Source organism: Acinetobacter pittii (assembly GCF_034064985.1).
GTDB lineage: Bacteria > Pseudomonadota > Gammaproteobacteria > Pseudomonadales > Moraxellaceae > Acinetobacter > Acinetobacter pittii_H.
In genome coordinates this window covers 922,001-938,035 of the sequence record NZ_CP139249.1, presented here as the reverse complement: position 1 = coordinate 938,035, position 16,035 = coordinate 922,001, and the positions used below count along the sequence as shown (strand labels likewise).

At 37.7% G+C, this 16,035-nt stretch carries 16 protein-coding genes; 9 read left to right on the top strand and 7 right to left on the bottom strand.

Annotated features, from left to right (window positions below):
- Window positions 1-13: 13 nt before the first annotated feature.
- Window positions 14-1,294 (top strand): Tol-Pal system beta propeller repeat protein TolB, encoded by a 1,281-nt coding sequence (gene tolB / locus SOI76_RS04410; protein ID WP_104079170.1) that lies wholly within the window; start codon window positions 14-16, stop codon window positions 1,292-1,294.
- A gap of 27 nt (window positions 1,295-1,321) precedes the next feature.
- On the top strand, window positions 1,322-1,882 hold the full coding sequence (pal, locus tag SOI76_RS04405) for a peptidoglycan-associated lipoprotein Pal (protein ID WP_002118513.1): 561 nt from the start codon (window positions 1,322-1,324) through the stop codon (window positions 1,880-1,882).
- A gap of 51 nt (window positions 1,883-1,933) precedes the next feature.
- On the opposite strand, the gene SOI76_RS04400 is transcribed toward pal, so the two are convergent.
- Window positions 1,934-2,119, bottom strand: coding sequence for an NF038105 family protein (locus SOI76_RS04400; protein ID WP_002118730.1), 186 nt, complete (start codon window positions 2,117-2,119; stop codon window positions 1,934-1,936).
- 186 nt (window positions 2,120-2,305) lie between these two features.
- Here SOI76_RS04400 and SOI76_RS04395 point away from each other — a divergent pair, with 186 nt between their 5' ends.
- The 5 genes from SOI76_RS04395 to SOI76_RS04375 all read left to right on the top strand — a co-directional run bounded on the left by SOI76_RS04395 (window position 2,306) and on the right by SOI76_RS04375 (window position 5,576).
- On the top strand, window positions 2,306-3,277 hold the full coding sequence (locus SOI76_RS04395; RefSeq protein WP_104079171.1) for a class 1 fructose-bisphosphatase: 972 nt from the start codon (window positions 2,306-2,308) through the stop codon (window positions 3,275-3,277).
- 59 nt (window positions 3,278-3,336) lie between these two features.
- On the top strand, window positions 3,337-4,113 hold the full coding sequence (locus SOI76_RS04390; RefSeq protein WP_104079172.1) for a TrmH family RNA methyltransferase: 777 nt from the start codon (window positions 3,337-3,339) through the stop codon (window positions 4,111-4,113).
- Window positions 4,114-4,272: 159 nt separating this feature from the next.
- Complete coding sequence (locus SOI76_RS04385) at window positions 4,273-4,887, top strand: RNA polymerase sigma factor (RefSeq protein ID WP_016140252.1); 615 nt, start codon at window positions 4,273-4,275, stop codon at window positions 4,885-4,887.
- Window positions 4,877-5,197 (top strand): hypothetical protein, encoded by a 321-nt coding sequence (locus SOI76_RS04380; RefSeq protein ID WP_002118556.1) that lies wholly within the window; start codon window positions 4,877-4,879, stop codon window positions 5,195-5,197. Before SOI76_RS04385 ends, SOI76_RS04380 begins: the two co-directional genes overlap by 11 nt.
- The gene (locus SOI76_RS04375; RefSeq protein ID WP_104079173.1) at window positions 5,187-5,576 is read left to right on the top strand and encodes a DUF3106 domain-containing protein; all 390 of its coding nucleotides are present in this window, start codon (window positions 5,187-5,189) and stop codon (window positions 5,574-5,576) included. The genes SOI76_RS04380 and SOI76_RS04375 overlap by 11 nt, the downstream gene beginning before the upstream one ends.
- Before the next feature lie 103 nt (window positions 5,577-5,679).
- Here SOI76_RS04375 and SOI76_RS04370 read toward each other — a convergent pair whose 3' ends face one another.
- The 4 genes from SOI76_RS04370 to cxpE all read right to left on the bottom strand — a co-directional run bounded on the left by SOI76_RS04370 (window position 5,680) and on the right by cxpE (window position 12,241).
- Window positions 5,680-8,124, bottom strand: coding sequence for a CSLREA domain-containing protein (locus tag SOI76_RS04370; RefSeq protein WP_104079174.1), 2,445 nt, complete (start codon window positions 8,122-8,124; stop codon window positions 5,680-5,682).
- Window positions 8,125-8,139: 15 nt separating this feature from the next.
- Complete coding sequence (gene rbtA, locus SOI76_RS04365; protein WP_104079175.1) at window positions 8,140-9,993, bottom strand: rhombotarget A; 1,854 nt, start codon at window positions 9,991-9,993, stop codon at window positions 8,140-8,142.
- A 335-nt stretch (window positions 9,994-10,328) separates the two neighbouring features.
- Window positions 10,329-11,027 carry a DnaA regulatory inactivator Hda gene (gene hda, locus SOI76_RS04360; protein ID WP_032052997.1) on the bottom strand — a complete coding sequence of 233 codons (699 nt, stop codon included), beginning with the start codon at window positions 11,025-11,027 and terminating at the stop codon, window positions 10,329-10,331.
- 20 nt (window positions 11,028-11,047) lie between these two features.
- The gene (cxpE, locus tag SOI76_RS04355; protein ID WP_104079176.1) at window positions 11,048-12,241 is read right to left on the bottom strand and encodes a chloramphenicol efflux transporter CxpE; all 1,194 of its coding nucleotides are present in this window, start codon (window positions 12,239-12,241) and stop codon (window positions 11,048-11,050) included.
- A gap of 135 nt (window positions 12,242-12,376) precedes the next feature.
- Between cxpE and purM the strand changes: the two genes are divergently transcribed.
- Together purM and purN are read left to right on the top strand one after the other, a co-directional pair.
- Window positions 12,377-13,447 (top strand): phosphoribosylformylglycinamidine cyclo-ligase, encoded by a 1,071-nt coding sequence (gene purM, locus SOI76_RS04350; RefSeq protein ID WP_016140246.1) that lies wholly within the window; start codon window positions 12,377-12,379, stop codon window positions 13,445-13,447.
- Entirely contained in the window at window positions 13,444-14,073 is a 630-nt protein-coding gene (purN, locus tag SOI76_RS04345; RefSeq protein ID WP_016140245.1) for a phosphoribosylglycinamide formyltransferase, read from the top strand. Before purM ends, purN begins: the two co-directional genes overlap by 4 nt.
- Window positions 14,074-14,142: 69 nt before the next feature.
- On the opposite strand, the gene SOI76_RS04340 is transcribed toward purN, so the two are convergent.
- The gene (locus SOI76_RS04340; RefSeq protein WP_104079177.1) at window positions 14,143-14,952 is read right to left on the bottom strand and encodes an alpha/beta fold hydrolase; all 810 of its coding nucleotides are present in this window, start codon (window positions 14,950-14,952) and stop codon (window positions 14,143-14,145) included.
- Window positions 14,953-14,975: 23 nt separating this feature from the next.
- The gene (gene sppA, locus SOI76_RS04335; RefSeq protein ID WP_005067744.1) at window positions 14,976-15,992 is read right to left on the bottom strand and encodes a signal peptide peptidase SppA; all 1,017 of its coding nucleotides are present in this window, start codon (window positions 15,990-15,992) and stop codon (window positions 14,976-14,978) included.
- Window positions 15,993-16,035 lie beyond the last annotated feature (43 nt).

The window sequence follows — 16,035 nt, the reverse complement described above, 5'->3', positions numbered from 1 at the left end:
TGACTTTAAACTTATGAATACGAGCCGCAAACACCTGCTATCTTTAGCACTGATCACAGCCTTAAGCCCTATTGCTTCTACAACTGCTTTTGCCCAGTTATATCTGGAAATTGCTAAAGCTCCAGATCAGGCACCCAAAATTGCTATTGTCCCGTTTACCAATGACAATGGGCTCTATCCTATTGTTGAAACAGACTTAAACCGTTCTGGGCGCTTTACAAGCTCATCTAAAAATTTGCCTGCCAATGCTGCAGTCAATCAGATTCAAGCTTCTGACTGGCAAACTGCTGGTATTCCATATGTAGTTACCGGTCAAATTAAACAAACAGCGACAGGTTTTGAAGTTCACTACCAACTTTATGATGTACAAAAGCAACAATACATTTTAAATGAACTGTTAAATGTACCTGCTTCACGCATACGTCAAGCTGGCCATATGGTAAGTGATGCTATTTATCAAGCACTTACTGGAATTCCAGGTGACTTTAGCGGCCGTATTGCATATGTACTAAGAAACCCTGCAACACCTGCCGAGCGTTATACCCTACAAATTGCAGATACGGATGGTGAACAACCAAAGACCGTTTTATCATCCCGTGATCCAATTCTTTCTCCGGCATGGACACCGGATGCTAAAAAAATTGCTTATGTTTCTTTTGAAACTAAACGTCCAGCAATTTATTTACAGGATTTATCAACTGGAACACGTGAAGTCCTTACCAGTTTTAGAGGTCTAAACGGCGCACCAAGTTTCTCACCAGATGGCCAATCAATGCTATTTACAGCATCGATGAATGGCAACCCTGAAATCTATCAAATGGATTTATCAACTCGCCAAGTCAAACGCATGACAAATGATTCGGCAATTGATACCGAAGCACGTTATACACCAGATGGAAAATCCTTTATTTTCACTTCTGACCGTGGTGGCTCGGCCCAAATTTATCGTTATACCTTTGCTGATGGTTCAGTAAAGCGTTTAACATTTAAAGGGTCATTTAATGCACGTGGAACTCTGAGTGCAGATGGCAAAAAGATTGCACTTGTTCATCGCCCAAGTGGCAGCAGTTATAAAGTTGCAATTCAAGACATTAATACTGGCATCACCAATATTCTTACCCCAACTAGTTTAGATGAATCACCAAGTTTCTCACCAAATGGGCAAATGGTGGTCTACGCAACTCGTGAAGGCAACCGTGGCTTGTTGTCTATTATGTCTACTGATGGACGTTTCCGTATGAATTTACCAAGCGAACAAGGTGAAGTACGTGAACCAGCCTGGGCACCAAAATAACTTTTAATTCCATTGACGGAGATGATCATGAAATCAATCAAATATTTAGCTCTACCCTTTCTTAGCGTAGCACTTGTGATGACAGGCTGTGCTAGCCGTAAACCGGCAGCGACGACCACGACAGGTACAAATCCAAGTACGGTAAACACTTCTGGTTTAAGTGAAGATGCTGCATTAAATGCTCAAAATTTGGCAGGTGCTTCATCTAAAGGTGTAACTGAAGCAAATAAAGCGGCTTTGGCTAAACGCGTTGTTCACTTTGATTATGACAGCAGCGATTTATCTACTGAAGACTACCAAACACTTCAAGCTCATGCTCAGTTCCTTATCGCAAATGCAAATTCAAAAGTTGCATTAACTGGTCATACAGATGAACGTGGTACACGTGAATACAACATGGCTTTAGGTGAGCGTCGTGCTAAAGCTGTACAAAGCTATTTAATTACCAATGGTGTAAACCCGCAGCAACTTGAAGCTGTGAGTTATGGTAAAGAAGCTCCTGTTAATGCAGGACATGATGAATCAGCGTGGAAAGAAAACCGCCGTGTTGAAATTAATTATGAAGCAGTACCTCCTTTATTAAAATAAGAGATCTGCATAAAAAACGCTCATAAAAATATGAGCGTTTTTTACTATTACTTAAGAAGATTTCTTTTCTTCTTCAGGGTGTTGCATGGACTCAATCAAATCATGCTTATTAAAATCTTTATATTCAGGTTTTGCCTCGTAGTCTTTCCAAGCTTCCTGAACATTTTCTTTCGAAATTTCATCTAGATTGATTGGTTCACCTGCCGTGGGGGTCGCATCAAACTTCTTTGTTGTCATTTCGATTCTCCTAAAAATATACAGTCCTTTGTGATGCAATCAACATACCATTTTAATTGGGGGCTTGTAAGCATAAATCCAACACAAATAAAGTAAGATAATTTTTATTTTGTGACATTCTCATCTAGAATATGCTACGTATTTATCTGACTCATTTTGATGCTTGAAGCACAGGAGCGTTTTTTTATGTCCAACCTCACTTTGTTCCAATTTTTACAACAACAAAAAGGGAATCTAACACCTGAGTTGGCTCAAGTCATCGATACTATTGCCACGACCTGTAAAACAATCGACCAAGCATTACAAAAAGGTGCTCTGGCTGGTATTTTAGGTAGTGCTGGCAATGAAAATGTTCAGGGTGAAACACAGAAAAAACTTGATGTGATTTCAAATGACTACTTAATTGATGCTTTAAAAGTACACCCGCACGTAGGCGGTCTCGCTTCTGAAGAGCTTGATGAGTTCACACCTGCACAAGAAAATGGTAAATACCTCGTTTTATTTGATCCATTAGATGGCTCAAGCAATATTGATATCAATATGTGTGTAGGTACGATTTTCTCTATTTTGCCTGCAAAAAATGCAGTAACGCAAGCAAACGATTTCATGCAAGCTGGTACACAGCAAGTTGCTGCAGGTTATGTACTTTATGGTCCATCAACTATGATGGCTTTAACAGTTGGAAATGGCGTAGCATTCTTTACTTTAGACCCAGAAACTCAAACTTTCTTACTCACAACTGACAATGTTCAGGTTGCAGCAGATACTCAAGAGTTTGCAATTAATGCCTCTAACCAACGTCATTGGGAACAACCCGTAAAACAATATATTGATGAATTACTCGCAGGTAAAACATCTGTTCGTGAAAAAGATTTCAATATGCGCTGGGTCGCATGTATGGTTGGTGATATTCACCGTATCTTATGTCGTAGTGGTATTTTCCTTTATCCATATGACTTAAAAGATCCGACAAAAGCTGGGCGCTTACGTTTAATGTATGAAGCAAATCCAATGAGTATGCTCATTGAACAAGCTGGTGGTGCATCAACTACAGGCCGTGTTCGTATTTTAGATATTGAACCAACCGAACTTCACCAACGTGTTCCTGTAATCATTGGTTCTAAAAATGAAGTTGAACGCGTAACAAGCTACCACTAATAATTTTAATTACTTAGGGCATCATAGTATGATGGTGCCCTTTTGTTGGATATTTTCTTATGGCGGTTATTTTTTTAGAATCAAAAGACAATGCAAAAATTAAACATTTGCGTGGATTAATCGAACTCAGTAACGCCCGAAAAAAGCACCAACAAACCGTTCTTGAAGGCACTCATCTTTGTTTAGCTTGGTTACAACAGCAAAAAAAGATTTTTTCTTTATTTACGACAGAACAGGCCTTAGAACACGAAGATTTAAAAAAAATAATTGAACTGCATCAAGGTCATATCTTTGTTATTAGCGAAGTTTTATATAGAGATTTGAGTATATTAGGTACGAGCTTACCTTGTTTAGCTATTATTGATTTACCTAAAACTGCATCAACTATCGACTACAAGGTAGATACCTTAATTCTAGAAAATATTCAGGATCCAGGTAACGTAGGTACTTTGCTACGTTCAGCAGCAGCAGCAAATATTAAACAAATCATTTGCACACAAGGCTCTGCATCACTTTGGTCACCGCGAGTTTTAAGAGCAGGAATGGGTGCTCATTTTAGCTTACATTGTTTTGAAAATTTCCAGCTGACAGATATTCTCCCAAAATTTCAAATCCCGGTTTTTGTTACTAGCTCTCATCGCTCAACCAGTCTTTATTCAAAAGACCTTTCTAAACCATGTGTATGGATTTTAGGAAATGAAGGACAAGGCGCTAGTGATTATGCATTAGATCACGCACAATCAGTGACTATTCCTCAACCAGGTGGACAAGAGTCATTAAACGTGGCAATTGCAGGATCTATTTGTTTTTTTGAGATGGTTCGCCAGCGCCAATAAAACGTTAATTTATTTTACATCGCACATATTTGTGAAAAAAATCAATTACACTAGTAAAAAATAACCGATTGTTGTCAACCTCCCACCTCTTTTCAACGTTATATAAGAGATATATTGAAGATAAGGTGGGTATGTCCAATGACAGGATTTTCCATCTCCATGGATTTAGCACCGAAAAAGTCTCGATCGGAAACATCTAGTGCTCATGCCAGCACGGCTGAGCAACGCCTGAAATTTTTCATGCAAGATGTCACTGGTCGTGCTTTGGTGATGATGGAGAGCGCTACCCAAGGTCAACAAGGTATTGCAATGGATTTGGTTCAAGAGGCATTTATTGCTTTACACAAATCTTATGCCGATAAAAGTACTGAAGAATGGTATCCCCTGTTTTACACTATTTTGAATAACAAACTTCAGGATTGGCGCCGCAAAGAAGCTCGTAGAGCAAACCCCTTTTCATTCTTCAAAAAAGTTAGTCTGGATAATGACGACGACGAAATTATCGATGTAGTTGATGAAAAAGCCATTAATCCTGCAGATTTTCTCGATCAAGCGGTAACGATAGAGGAAATTCGGGAAGCGATTGAAAAACTACCTGTTCGTCAACAGCAGGCATTTATGTTACGTGCGTGGGAAGGGTTTGACACCCATACAACAGCTCAGATCATGAACTGTACTGAAGGTAGTGTGAAAACCCATTATCACCGAGCAATTCAGGGACTTAGAGAATACTTGGCACATTTAAATCCCTTGGGAGGTTCTGATGAATCATGATGACTTCACTAAAAAGGTGACATCCAAACTTGATAGTTTGGCAGATCACCACAAAAACAAAACAGTGGTCATGAATCATGTGCTTGACCATATTCAACAAAAACCAGCCTCTTATTATAGTGTCTGGAAAATGACTGGTTTCGCACTTGCCGCAGCAATTACAGGTTTTGTAATCCTGCCAAACTCAGTCGAAATTGTAGATAAGCCACAAAATCAAGTAATCGTAAATCCTAAATTATCTCCACAGATGGTAGAAGATTTAGAGATGTTAATGGTGTTGGGTGAGGATAAAGTACAACATGGCAGCTAAAAAATTAGCACTTATCCTGTGTTCATTAAGTTTCTTGCAGACAAGTTTTGCAGGTTTTGAACGCTTTTGGATTTTTTCTAAAGATGCCAATGCACAAGTCGATGACACATGGGATGCTCTTTCTGAAGAAGAGCAACGTGCAGTCATTAAACGTTACCAGAGTTTAAAAGAGTTACCAGCAAATCAGAGCAATAACTTACAGCAACGCATGGACTGGTTTACTCAACTTCCTGAAGCTGAAAAACAAAAAATGCGGGAAGCGTGGCAAAAAATGAGTACGCAAGAGCGAAAAGACTTACGTGAGCGAATGCTTAAAGCGAATGGTGAAGAAAGAACAGCAATTCGTGAAGAATACATGAATAAGTATTTAAAACACTAACCTCTTATTCAGTTATCAAAGATAAGACATCTATTCACTTAATTATTTGATCTTATTTCTTATAAAAAAGCCTCCAATTGGAGGCCTTTTTTATTCTTTATGTTTATTTACGATAACGTCTATAAGCTAGTAAACCTAGTAAGGATGTCAAAGATAAAACTCCGAGGCTACCACCTCCGCCCCCCCCACGTGTATCATCTGTAGTGGTGGCAGTACTTACCAAATTAATAGTACCCTCATTTGATTTTTCACCATCAGCATCATATACGTAGTAAGTTAATCTATCGTTAAAAGTATTAAAAACATTTTTTGCTTGGATATAAACGTTACCACCATAGCATGTATTCTTACTATCATTTCCAGGGCATGGACCTTCACGATCTGCTTTCACTACTGTGAAAATACCATCTTCTGATACGTTGCTTGGTAAATAAATAGGTAAGTCTGCAAATTGAGGTTTAGTAGGCTTTGTAATAAGTGTATTAGTAGGCCCATCTCCATCATCATTCGCATATTTAAGTAAATTTAAAGGAATTATTTCATTCGCCAAATACTTAAATGTTATTGTGCCGTTCCCTGAAACAGGAGCTATATTAATGAGTGAAGCTTTAACTATACCTGTTGCAGTAATACTTCTATTTGCTTTTAGAGTGAGTGTATATTGACAAAACTCGAAATCATCTCCGGAAGGAGCGTCATCTGTACGATATAAAAGAATTTGCTGAAGAGATGAATTCCACTCACATTTTAAGCTTTTAATATTATCTTCTTTCGCTGTCTCAGGTGTTTGGCCCTTACCGATAACTTTAACATCAATATCATAATCATCAGGTTTAAACGGAACAAATACATGATTACTATTTTCATAAGGTATAATATTAATCTCTCTAGGATTACCATTTTTAAACGTAGAATAATAGTTTTTAAGATTTATATAAATTCCTCTATACTTTAAATTAGCTTTAGTCTGATTAACTAAGTTTTCAAAATTTGCTAAATTCATCTTTAAAGCAGATTCTTGAAGTGAAAAAGCAGGGTTAGCTAAATTTGCTTTTGTTTGGTCCACACCAGATTGATAAGTATTTAATAAATCAGTAAGTGAACTATTAATATAACCCGTGTCAACTGCTGTAGTTTTTACTGCTAATCTAGCTTGCTCAACAGAACCAATATCACATTTATTAACAGAATTAAGAACCGTTTGATCACCAGTACTTGTACTAGTAAGTCTTTCTAATCCTCTTTGATCTAATGAAAGACAGCCTCCTTCATTTTTTAAATCTACGTCGACTAAATCATCAGATTGCTGATTATTTTTTGGATAATAAATGGGTAAGAAATCTGTAGTTTCATCACTAGGTTCTTTGGACGGCTCTAATAACTGGCTTAATATTTTTGAGGACACATCTATATTAGTATGACCAGCGGGTAAAGTTTCAGCTGGCATGTCACATTTTTCATTACTACCACTTAACTTTAATGCATTAAATTTTAATAAAATTCTAGCATCTTTTTGATCAGTAGCAGAACCTAATAAATAGCGACATGCAAAAGAACCTGAATTAAAAGCTAGTACATTAAAACTTAAATCTTTTTTTCCTAACTTGTCATATAAAAAAATGGTATGAGCAAAGTTCTCAACAATTGTATTATTTATTAATGTCAAGCTACTTGTCGAACTGAGGTTTGTTGTTTGATTTTCAGTTGGAACTGCATCACCAGAAAATTTAAGAATGGTACCATTAGTCGGGCTAGCAATATTTTGAGTAACTGTGTTATTACCAAATTTGATTGTTGGTGTACCACAAAACTCAAAGGTACTTAAAGAAGCAGTAGATCCATTTTTAATGATAGTATTTGAATCAAATGAAATAGTACGTATTGCATAAGAACCATTAAACATACAGCTCATTGCAACCACACTTCCTCTACTAGCGTTTGTTCCATTACCTTGAATCAATGAATGAAATATTGATAAGCCAGCAACTCCTCCCCCTAAATAAATTGCACCGCCCTGAGCTGCTTGTGAATTTAAAATCTGTGTATTTTGTAAAGTTACATCTGCACCAGCGTAAATTGCTCCTCCCACATCAGAAGCTTTACCATTCTCTAAAATAATATTATTTAATGCCAAAGGCTGTTTACTAACAGCTGTATTAAAAATACGAGATTTTCCTCCAGCATTTATACGAGTTTGTATAGCTGTGGGTGCTGGATAACTACCACTTAATAAACCTTTCTTGCTCCAATCAACCGGCTCAGGTCCTTGAATAGTCAGATTATTTCTAGGTACCAACTCTTCATCTAAATTATAAATCCCCTTTTCAAGCTGAATCACATATTTCGTATTAATTGCAGGTAAGATACAACCATGATATGAAGTACTTCTTTCAGCGGCAATAATAGCTTCTTTTAATGAACACAAATTATTATCGAGGTCTTCATCTACAAATGTATTAACTTTAATAATGGTATCGTTTTCTGCTGCCATTAAAGGAATTGCAGCAATAACAGTAATGATGCCTAATGCTTTTTGATATTTTTTCATAGTCGTCATCCTTGATTATGACTTGAAACGGCGTAATGCAATTAATCCTAATAAACCCAACAAAATCCCACCTCCCACACTACCGCCACCACCTGCACTGACAGATTTATCTTCAATACCTGATAAAGGAGCTTGGGAAATTGTCGTTGGAATAGAAATATATTGAAAGTCTACGCCTTCGTTAAAACGAGTTACACTCGTCACAACCTGAATACTAAAAATATCTGACCCATGCCAATTTCCATTTGGCGTGTAAATCACATTACCATTCTGATCCAGAGTTAAAGTACCTTTTGAAACTGGGGTATCTTTATTTTGCACAATTTTCAAGCACCCGGGTTGCCACCCTTTTCCATCTGGACGCTCACCAAACAAACGCTTACACGTAGCTGGAGTCACTAAATCGGCTTCACTGAGAGAACCCAAAATACTGAATTTTGCAACTTGACCATATCTAATATCCTGACCAACAGGTGCAATTTCACTATCTAAGATGTATTCAATTGCACCTAGATCACACAGCTCATCATAACCAGTACGTCTTTTTCCTCTTTGATCTAATCTCTCACAACTTGCTAAACCAATTGAGGAAGCATCACTGTATAAGCGGCCTTTATTAATAATCAGGGAATCTGCTAAAGTGGTGTAGCTCTCAAGCAATCGAGGCTTAAAAAAACCTAAGAAACTATCTTTAGGCGTGCTAAACGGACAAAACAATCCGTCTTTTGATGTCACATCACATACTCCCTCATCAGTATTACCTACTATTAATCTTTCATTACTAGGGTAAAGAATATTAGGAAGTTTTGATGAGGCATTTCGATTACATTCTGCTGTCACCAAATTACTTTGTATAATTGTTTTATCAGTTGCACTAGCTTGACAATTGACTGCATTACCAACTAAAACACTATTTGAAATAGAAGCATTACCTTGCGGAGCATCAAGAAATAGGCCTTTATCATTTTTTATCATGGTGATGTTATTAACAAACATTCCATCGTAAATATTGGCAATAAAACCGACTTTATTGTGAAAAAACGTACTATTACTTAATCCAATAGCTCGGCGACTTAAATATTGCCCAGTACTTTCGTCATTAAATTTATTTGCACTGAAGAAAAGTGATCCGCTTGCTAAACTAACTTCATTATCACGTATTACTGATTGAGTAATAAAATACAAAGGCTGTTCACTATAAATCACCCCGCCCTGATTTGCTTTATTATTTTGAATAAGGCTATTTATAATACGAACTGATCCAGCAGTTTGATCTGTTTGAGTCAATAATCCCTGATTATAAATAGCTCCGCCTTCATTAGCATATCCATCAGTTAATCGAGAGTTTTGAATAATTAAGCTTTCGTGATTTAGAATTAAACCGCCGATAGTAACATTTGATTTCGCCCCAGCACCCTGTAAGTTAAGATCATTGAAATAAACGGAAAATGATGGCTTTTCTGTACTGCCATCATCTATGTGAAATAGCCTGTCGGTGCTTGCTATTTTAATAGTAGCATTATGAGAGCCTGGTTGATCAGTGTCTTCAAAAGGGGAATCATTTTCAGTTATTGAGATAGTAAGAGGCGCTGCAATCGTTATACTTGTATTTAATAAATATTCTTTATCACGTTGCAAAATAATATTTGATGAAGCGTCTTTATTACCACAACCATTGTAACCATTTGCATATTTTTCAACATCAGCAGCATTGGAAGAGGCTCGATAATTTAGAAATTTTACAGCCTCGCGTAATGAACAGACCGTGTTATCGACATCTTCATCAGTTGTAGTTGTGACTTGAATATCAGCAGAATAAGCGTGTCCAGCAATAGCCAATAAAGCAAAAGCAATGCTCCGTTTGAGCATACCCATCTCCTTACATCTTTTTTCATTTTTCTTTGTCAAAATTGCAAAATTTCCGCTTTTGCAACCGCATCCTTTGTGCGTACTTTGTCACAGGAAGTAGAAATTCTCAAGACATTTTGGTCGGTCTTTAGAGTCATTTTTGAGCTAGATTACAAAAAGCTTCGTAGATCTAAAAATTTTTTTAAATACAAAAAAGTGGCGTATTAAAAAATTAAAAGAAAATTTAGAAGTTATAAATACAACTATTCTGAAATGAAAAAACTTATGTAGGGAAAGCTATCTTTTAAATTATATGAGTTTAATTTAAACAAAACAGCAAACTTAAGTTAGAAAGTCTACTGTTGATATTCATCAATCAAAGCGTAAATTTGTCTTAAAGTCGCATTAGAAAGTTTTGTTTTTTCACCTTTGAGTAGTTTTTCTAACTGAGCAACAGTTTGCAGTAAAAGAGATGCTTGGTGAGGACCATGTAATAATAAGTAATCAACAATTTGCTGATCAAAGTGGATACCACGTCTAGCCATTACAGATGTCACCAAGGCATAGCGGTCTGCATATAAACTTCCACTCGGCACTTTTACACTAACGGCCTGTGTAAGTCGTGACTGTAAGTCTGGCAATTCAAGCTTTAATTCGATCGGTGCTACACGCGAAGAGAATACCAGTTGTCCTTCGTGATTATTCATTAAATGAAAAACAGCTTTTTGCCAGTGAGGTACGCCACTAATTGATTCAATATCATCCAAAGCAACAAGATCATAATGTTCTAGAGACGTAATTGCCTCAATAGGTGCATCAAGCAGTTCCAGTAAAGAGACTTTAATCGCAGATTTGCCTAGTTCTAAATAAGAATCACAAATTGCAGAAAGTAAATGACTCTTCCCCGTCCCAGCTCCACCATAGATGTAAAACCTACTCACCAGACCAGCATGTAATTGACGCACAGCATCGACTACATGCCCCCAACCCGGTCCCGAAAAATCACTGATTCGGGCATCAAGTTGAGGTTCTATATCCAGTTGGAGTTGACGCATATATTGAATTAACCTTGAAATTATTTCTGGTTAGGGGATTTCAGTTCATCTGTATCTTGCTGTGTTTTAACTTCAAGATCAAGCTTAGTGCTCTCAGTTTGTACATGAATTTGCTCGATATCGCCATGTTGTATCACTAATGTAGAAGGTGGAGCATAAAGTGAGCTTCTTTCATAATTCTCTCTTAAATGCTTCAACAACACTACAATAACCGCAGCAACAGGCAATGCAATTAACATCCCCAAGAAGCCTGCAAGCTGTGCACCTGCCAATACTGCAAAAACAACTGCGACAGGAGATAGGCCAATTTTATCACCCAGTAGGAATGGCTGTAGAATATAGCCTTCTACCGCTTGGCCAATCATAAAAACTACACCAACCAGTAATAGATGCATCCAATCCAATCCGAACTGGAACAAGCTGGCAATAATAGCGGCAATAATACCTACGGCAAATCCTAAATAAGGAATAATACTAGCAAGCCCAGCCACCATACCAATAATAAGACCAACTTCCAAACCAATGAGTTGCAAACCAACTGCATAAACTACGCCAAGCAATAGCATGACCAGAAACTGACCTTTAACAAATGCACCTAAAACACTATGGCATTCGCCAACGATCTGTAAAGTAGTTGCTTCATATGGACGCGGAATGAGACGACGTAAGTTTTGTAACATACGTTCCCAATCCAGCAAGAAATAGAAAGCAATAATAGGAATTAAAACAACTGTCCCACCAATTTGAATAAAATTCAAACCCGATTGAGCCAATTTTAATAACACTGCCTGAATGCTGTCTGCACTATAGTTTGTTTGGACATATTCCATCACAGCTTTGGACAACTGCTCGGTGTCAATTTCCATTTGCTGGACATTAAATGTCGAAGATACCCAAGGTAAAAAAGTAGCATTAATCCAGTGAATGCCTGCTGGAATACTATCTCGTGCATAAACTAATTGTTTCCAAATCAGTGGAACTAAATACCAGAGTGCAATAGTTAAGGTTACACCTATTCCGACAAATACCATGCTAATTGCCAACCAACGAGGCAATTTCATTTTTACCAGCACATCAACAAGTGGACTGAATAAATAAGCGAGGAAAAAAGCACCGATAAAAGGAATGACTACAGGCTTGAGTAAGTACAACACCCATACCAGCAATACAATACCTGCGAGTAAAAAAATACGGCGCAGTATACGATCTTGCATAAAATCTAGCCTTTTTTGATTTAATCGTTATAAATGAAAAAATATTTTTATTAAAGATAGCATTTTCGAGCATAAATAACATAAGAGTTTCGTATATTCAGGTTATAATCTGCCGCCAATGCGGAGACTTCATTTATGAGCAACTCAACTTCTACCCCAAATACCGGTTTAAGCTACAAAGATGCGGGTGTTGACATTGAAGCGGGCGACGCACTGGTCGATCGTATCAAGTCAGTCGCTAAACGTACAAGTCGTCCTGAAGTAATGGGCGGTCTTGGTGGCTTTGGTGCACTATGCAAAATTCCTAAAGGTTATGAAGAGCCTGTTTTAGTTTCTGGAACCGACGGTGTAGGAACTAAATTACGTTTGGCACTTAATCTTAATCGTCATGACACAATTGGCCAAGACCTTGTGGCTATGTGTGTAAATGACCTTTTAGTTTGTGGTGCAGAACCATTATTCTTCCTTGATTATTACGCGACTGGTCACTTAAATGTTGACGTTGCTGCAAATGTTGTTACTGGTATTGGTAAAGGTTGTGAACTTGCAGGTTGCGCACTTGTAGGTGGTGAAACCGCAGAAATGCCAGGAATGTATGAAGGCGAAGATTACGATCTTGCTGGTTTTGCCGTTGGTGTTGTTGAACAAAGCAAAATTATTGATGGCTCTAAAGTAAAGTCTGGTGATGTACTTATCGGTGTTGCATCGAGTGGTGCTCACTCTAATGGTTACTCATTACTGCGTAAAATTTTAGACGTTAAAAACGTTGATTTAACTCAAATAATTGATGGTCGTCCTCTTGCTGATGTAGCAATGGAACCAACTCGTATTTATGTAAAACCAGTTCTTGAACTCTGCAAACAAGTTGATGTTCATGCTATGGCACACATTACTGGTGGTGGTTTACCAGGTAACTTACCTCGCGTATTACCAAATGGTGCACAAGCAGTAATTGATGAGTCTTCTTGGGAATGGTCTGAATTATTCCAACTTCTACAACGCGAAGGCAATGTAGAACGCTTTGAAATGTACCGTACTTTTAACTGTGGCGTAGGTATGGTTATTGCTGTTGATGCAAATGATGCTGAAAAAGCAATTGAAGTGCTTAATGCTCAAGGCGAAAAAGCTTGGAAGATTGGACATATCCAAGAAAATGCTGAATCAGTAGAAGGTGCAGACGAAAAAATTCGTGTGATCTTTGCATGATAAAAATTGCTGTTCTAGTCTCTGGGAACGGCAGTAATTTACAAGCCTTGATAGATGCAAATCTATCAGGGCAAATTGTAGGTGTACTGTCTAATAAAGCAGATGCTTATGCCTTAGAGCGCGCTCAAAAAGCTAATATTGCTACCGCTGTTATCTCCCATAAAGACTTTCCAACTCGTGAAGTGTTTGATGAAGCAATGCATCAGCAACTCTTAGCTTGGGAAGTAGATGTAGTTATTTTAGCTGGCTTCATGCGTATCTTAACGCCAACCTTTGTCAACAAATGGCAAGGGAAAATGCTGAATATACATCCCTCGCTTCTTCCAGCTTACAAAGGTGTGAATACGCATCAACGTGTTTTAAACACAGGTGATCGTTTACATGGTTGTACCGTGCACTTTGTAACTGCTGAACTGGATTCTGGTCAATCTATAGCCCAATCAGCTATATCAGTTAAAGAACATGATACTGCTGCTTCATTAGCAGATCGAGTACATACACTTGAGCATTTTATTTATCCTCAAGTTGCAGAATGGTTGTGTAACGGTCAACTTACTTGGAAAGATGGGCAAGCCTATTTCCGTAATCAAGTTCTAAAAGATCCTATTCGTTTTGCAAGTTGGTAAAATGTTTTACTAACAAACAAAAATAAAAAAGGACATGCTGGCATGTCCTTTTTTTATGTGTTTAAAAAATTAATTTAGCTGTTGATGAATCAATTTCTTTATAGAGTTTACTGTGTCAATAGGATGCTCTAGTGGAAACATATGCCCTCCTTCAACCACAGTAAATGGGATGCCCATTTTCCGCTTTGCCATTTGAGGAAAGCCTCTTTTTAAAAAAGCACTTTCTTTGCCCACAACTAAATGCACAGGCATCTTAGTTTTTGGCATAGGTAACCACCACCAAGAAGGATTTTTACGGAAAATTGCCACTTCATCTTCACGGGAAATGGTTAAAGTTACTCCACCGCGAACCGAATCTTCTTTTAAAGCATAATCAATATAAGCTTGGAAACAATCTTCATCAAAATCTTTATAGAAACCTTTGGGACGTAATAATTCAGCAGCCTGTTCTCTTGATTCCCAATGTTCACGACGACGTGCAGATAAGCCCGCCGGTGTCATCGCATCAACTAATTTAGGACGAAATAATTTTGCCATATGAAAAGCAAATGAATATCGTCCTAAAATAAGAGGCGGATCTAACATAATGACTTGAGAGAAAAGTTCAGGACGTCGAAAAGAGGCCATCAATGTTAAAACCGAACCAAGAGAATGGCCTAATCCGATGACTTTACGTCCTTTCGCCTGACGCACAATACTATCAATAACTTGATCAACCAAAGCAGGCCAATGATTCGTCACAGGATAACGTTTGTCAGGACCAATGAGTGGAACATAAATTACGTCATACTCATCTTTTAATTGATCAAACAATTTTTGATACACCATAGATGGCACACCATTGGCATGCGCAAAGTGTATAACCGGTTTCATTGACATACCGTTATCCTAAAAATACAGATTTATTGTAATTTTGCGCTTTGACTAGTCTGCACCTCTTGAGCAATAGATTCACTTACTCCTTGCCCGATTTGTGCCCCCATACGGCCCAAAATGGATTGTAGTGGGTTACGCTCAATTGTGTAGTCAACTTTATTATCAAGGTTTAGTTCACGCATCAAGCTCGTAATATTACCTGAACGGTCAGCAACACCTAATTGAATTGCTTGTTCACCCGTCCAGAATAAGCCAGAAAAAATAGCTGGATCATTCGATTTTAAACGCTTACCACGGCCTTCTTTCACTGCGGTAATAAAGTGAGTATGAACATTATCAAGAACAGATTGAATATGTTGCTTTTGAGCAGGATCAATCGGTTTTGTCATACTTAAAATGTCTTTATTCGTTCCGGCAGTTAAAGTACGGTCTTCAATACCGAGCTTCTGGGCTAAACCAGTAATGCCATAGTTAGGCATGATCACACCAATTGAACCCACTAAACTTGATGGATTGACAATAATTTCATCGGCAGCAGACGCAATATAGTACGCACCCGATGCACCCATATCACCAATAACAGCATAAACTTTTTTATCAGGATGTTGTTTTTTCAAATAACGAATTTCCTGCCAAATTTCATCAGACTGAACTGGAGAACCGCCAGGTGAGTTAATATTAAGTGCAACAGCTTTACTATTTGAGGCTTCAAAAGCACGTTTAAGCGCTTTATTGGTATCTTCACTATTTACTGCTTGATTGCTTGAAGCATCAATCGTTCCAATAATATCTACCACCGCTAAATGAGCACTACTGCTACTTACAGCAGAGCCTTCTTTGCTGGTTGAACAGCCTTTACCCATAAGTACAATAATAAATAGTAGATAAATAAAAGTTAATGTTTTGAAGAAGATACCCCAACGACGACTACGGCGTTGCTCTTCTACTGAAGCAAGTACAGCCTTCTCAAGAATTTGCCATTCTGGTCCATTTTGTTTAGGGATTATAGGTTCATTTTGTGGTTTTGGTGGCCAATCGGACATAAAATTCCAATCCAAATCAATCTAAAATGATGTCATTATATAC

Coding starts and splice junctions, on each gene's coding strand:
- tolB (WP_104079170.1), top strand. CDS start 14: ATGAATACGAGCCGCAAACACCTGCTATCTTTAGCACTGATCACAGCC.
- pal (WP_002118513.1), top strand. CDS start 1,322: ATGAAATCAATCAAATATTTAGCTCTACCCTTTCTTAGCGTAGCACTT.
- SOI76_RS04400 (WP_002118730.1), bottom strand. CDS start 2,119: ATGACAACAAAGAAGTTTGATGCGACCCCCACGGCAGGTGAACCAATC.
- SOI76_RS04395 (WP_104079171.1), top strand. CDS start 2,306: ATGTCCAACCTCACTTTGTTCCAATTTTTACAACAACAAAAAGGGAAT.
- SOI76_RS04390 (WP_104079172.1), top strand. CDS start 3,337: ATGGCGGTTATTTTTTTAGAATCAAAAGACAATGCAAAAATTAAACAT.
- SOI76_RS04385 (WP_016140252.1), top strand. CDS start 4,273: ATGGATTTAGCACCGAAAAAGTCTCGATCGGAAACATCTAGTGCTCAT.
- SOI76_RS04380 (WP_002118556.1), top strand. CDS start 4,877: ATGAATCATGATGACTTCACTAAAAAGGTGACATCCAAACTTGATAGT.
- SOI76_RS04375 (WP_104079173.1), top strand. CDS start 5,187: ATGGCAGCTAAAAAATTAGCACTTATCCTGTGTTCATTAAGTTTCTTG.
- SOI76_RS04370 (WP_104079174.1), bottom strand. CDS start 8,124: ATGAAAAAATATCAAAAAGCATTAGGCATCATTACTGTTATTGCTGCA.
- rbtA (WP_104079175.1), bottom strand. CDS start 9,993: ATGCTCAAACGGAGCATTGCTTTTGCTTTATTGGCTATTGCTGGACAC.
- hda (WP_032052997.1), bottom strand. CDS start 11,027: ATGCGTCAACTCCAACTGGATATAGAACCTCAACTTGATGCCCGAATC.
- cxpE (WP_104079176.1), bottom strand. CDS start 12,241: ATGCAAGATCGTATACTGCGCCGTATTTTTTTACTCGCAGGTATTGTA.
- purM (WP_016140246.1), top strand. CDS start 12,377: ATGAGCAACTCAACTTCTACCCCAAATACCGGTTTAAGCTACAAAGAT.
- purN (WP_016140245.1), top strand. CDS start 13,444: ATGATAAAAATTGCTGTTCTAGTCTCTGGGAACGGCAGTAATTTACAA.
- SOI76_RS04340 (WP_104079177.1), bottom strand. CDS start 14,952: ATGTCAATGAAACCGGTTATACACTTTGCGCATGCCAATGGTGTGCCA.
- sppA (WP_005067744.1), bottom strand. CDS start 15,992: ATGTCCGATTGGCCACCAAAACCACAAAATGAACCTATAATCCCTAAA.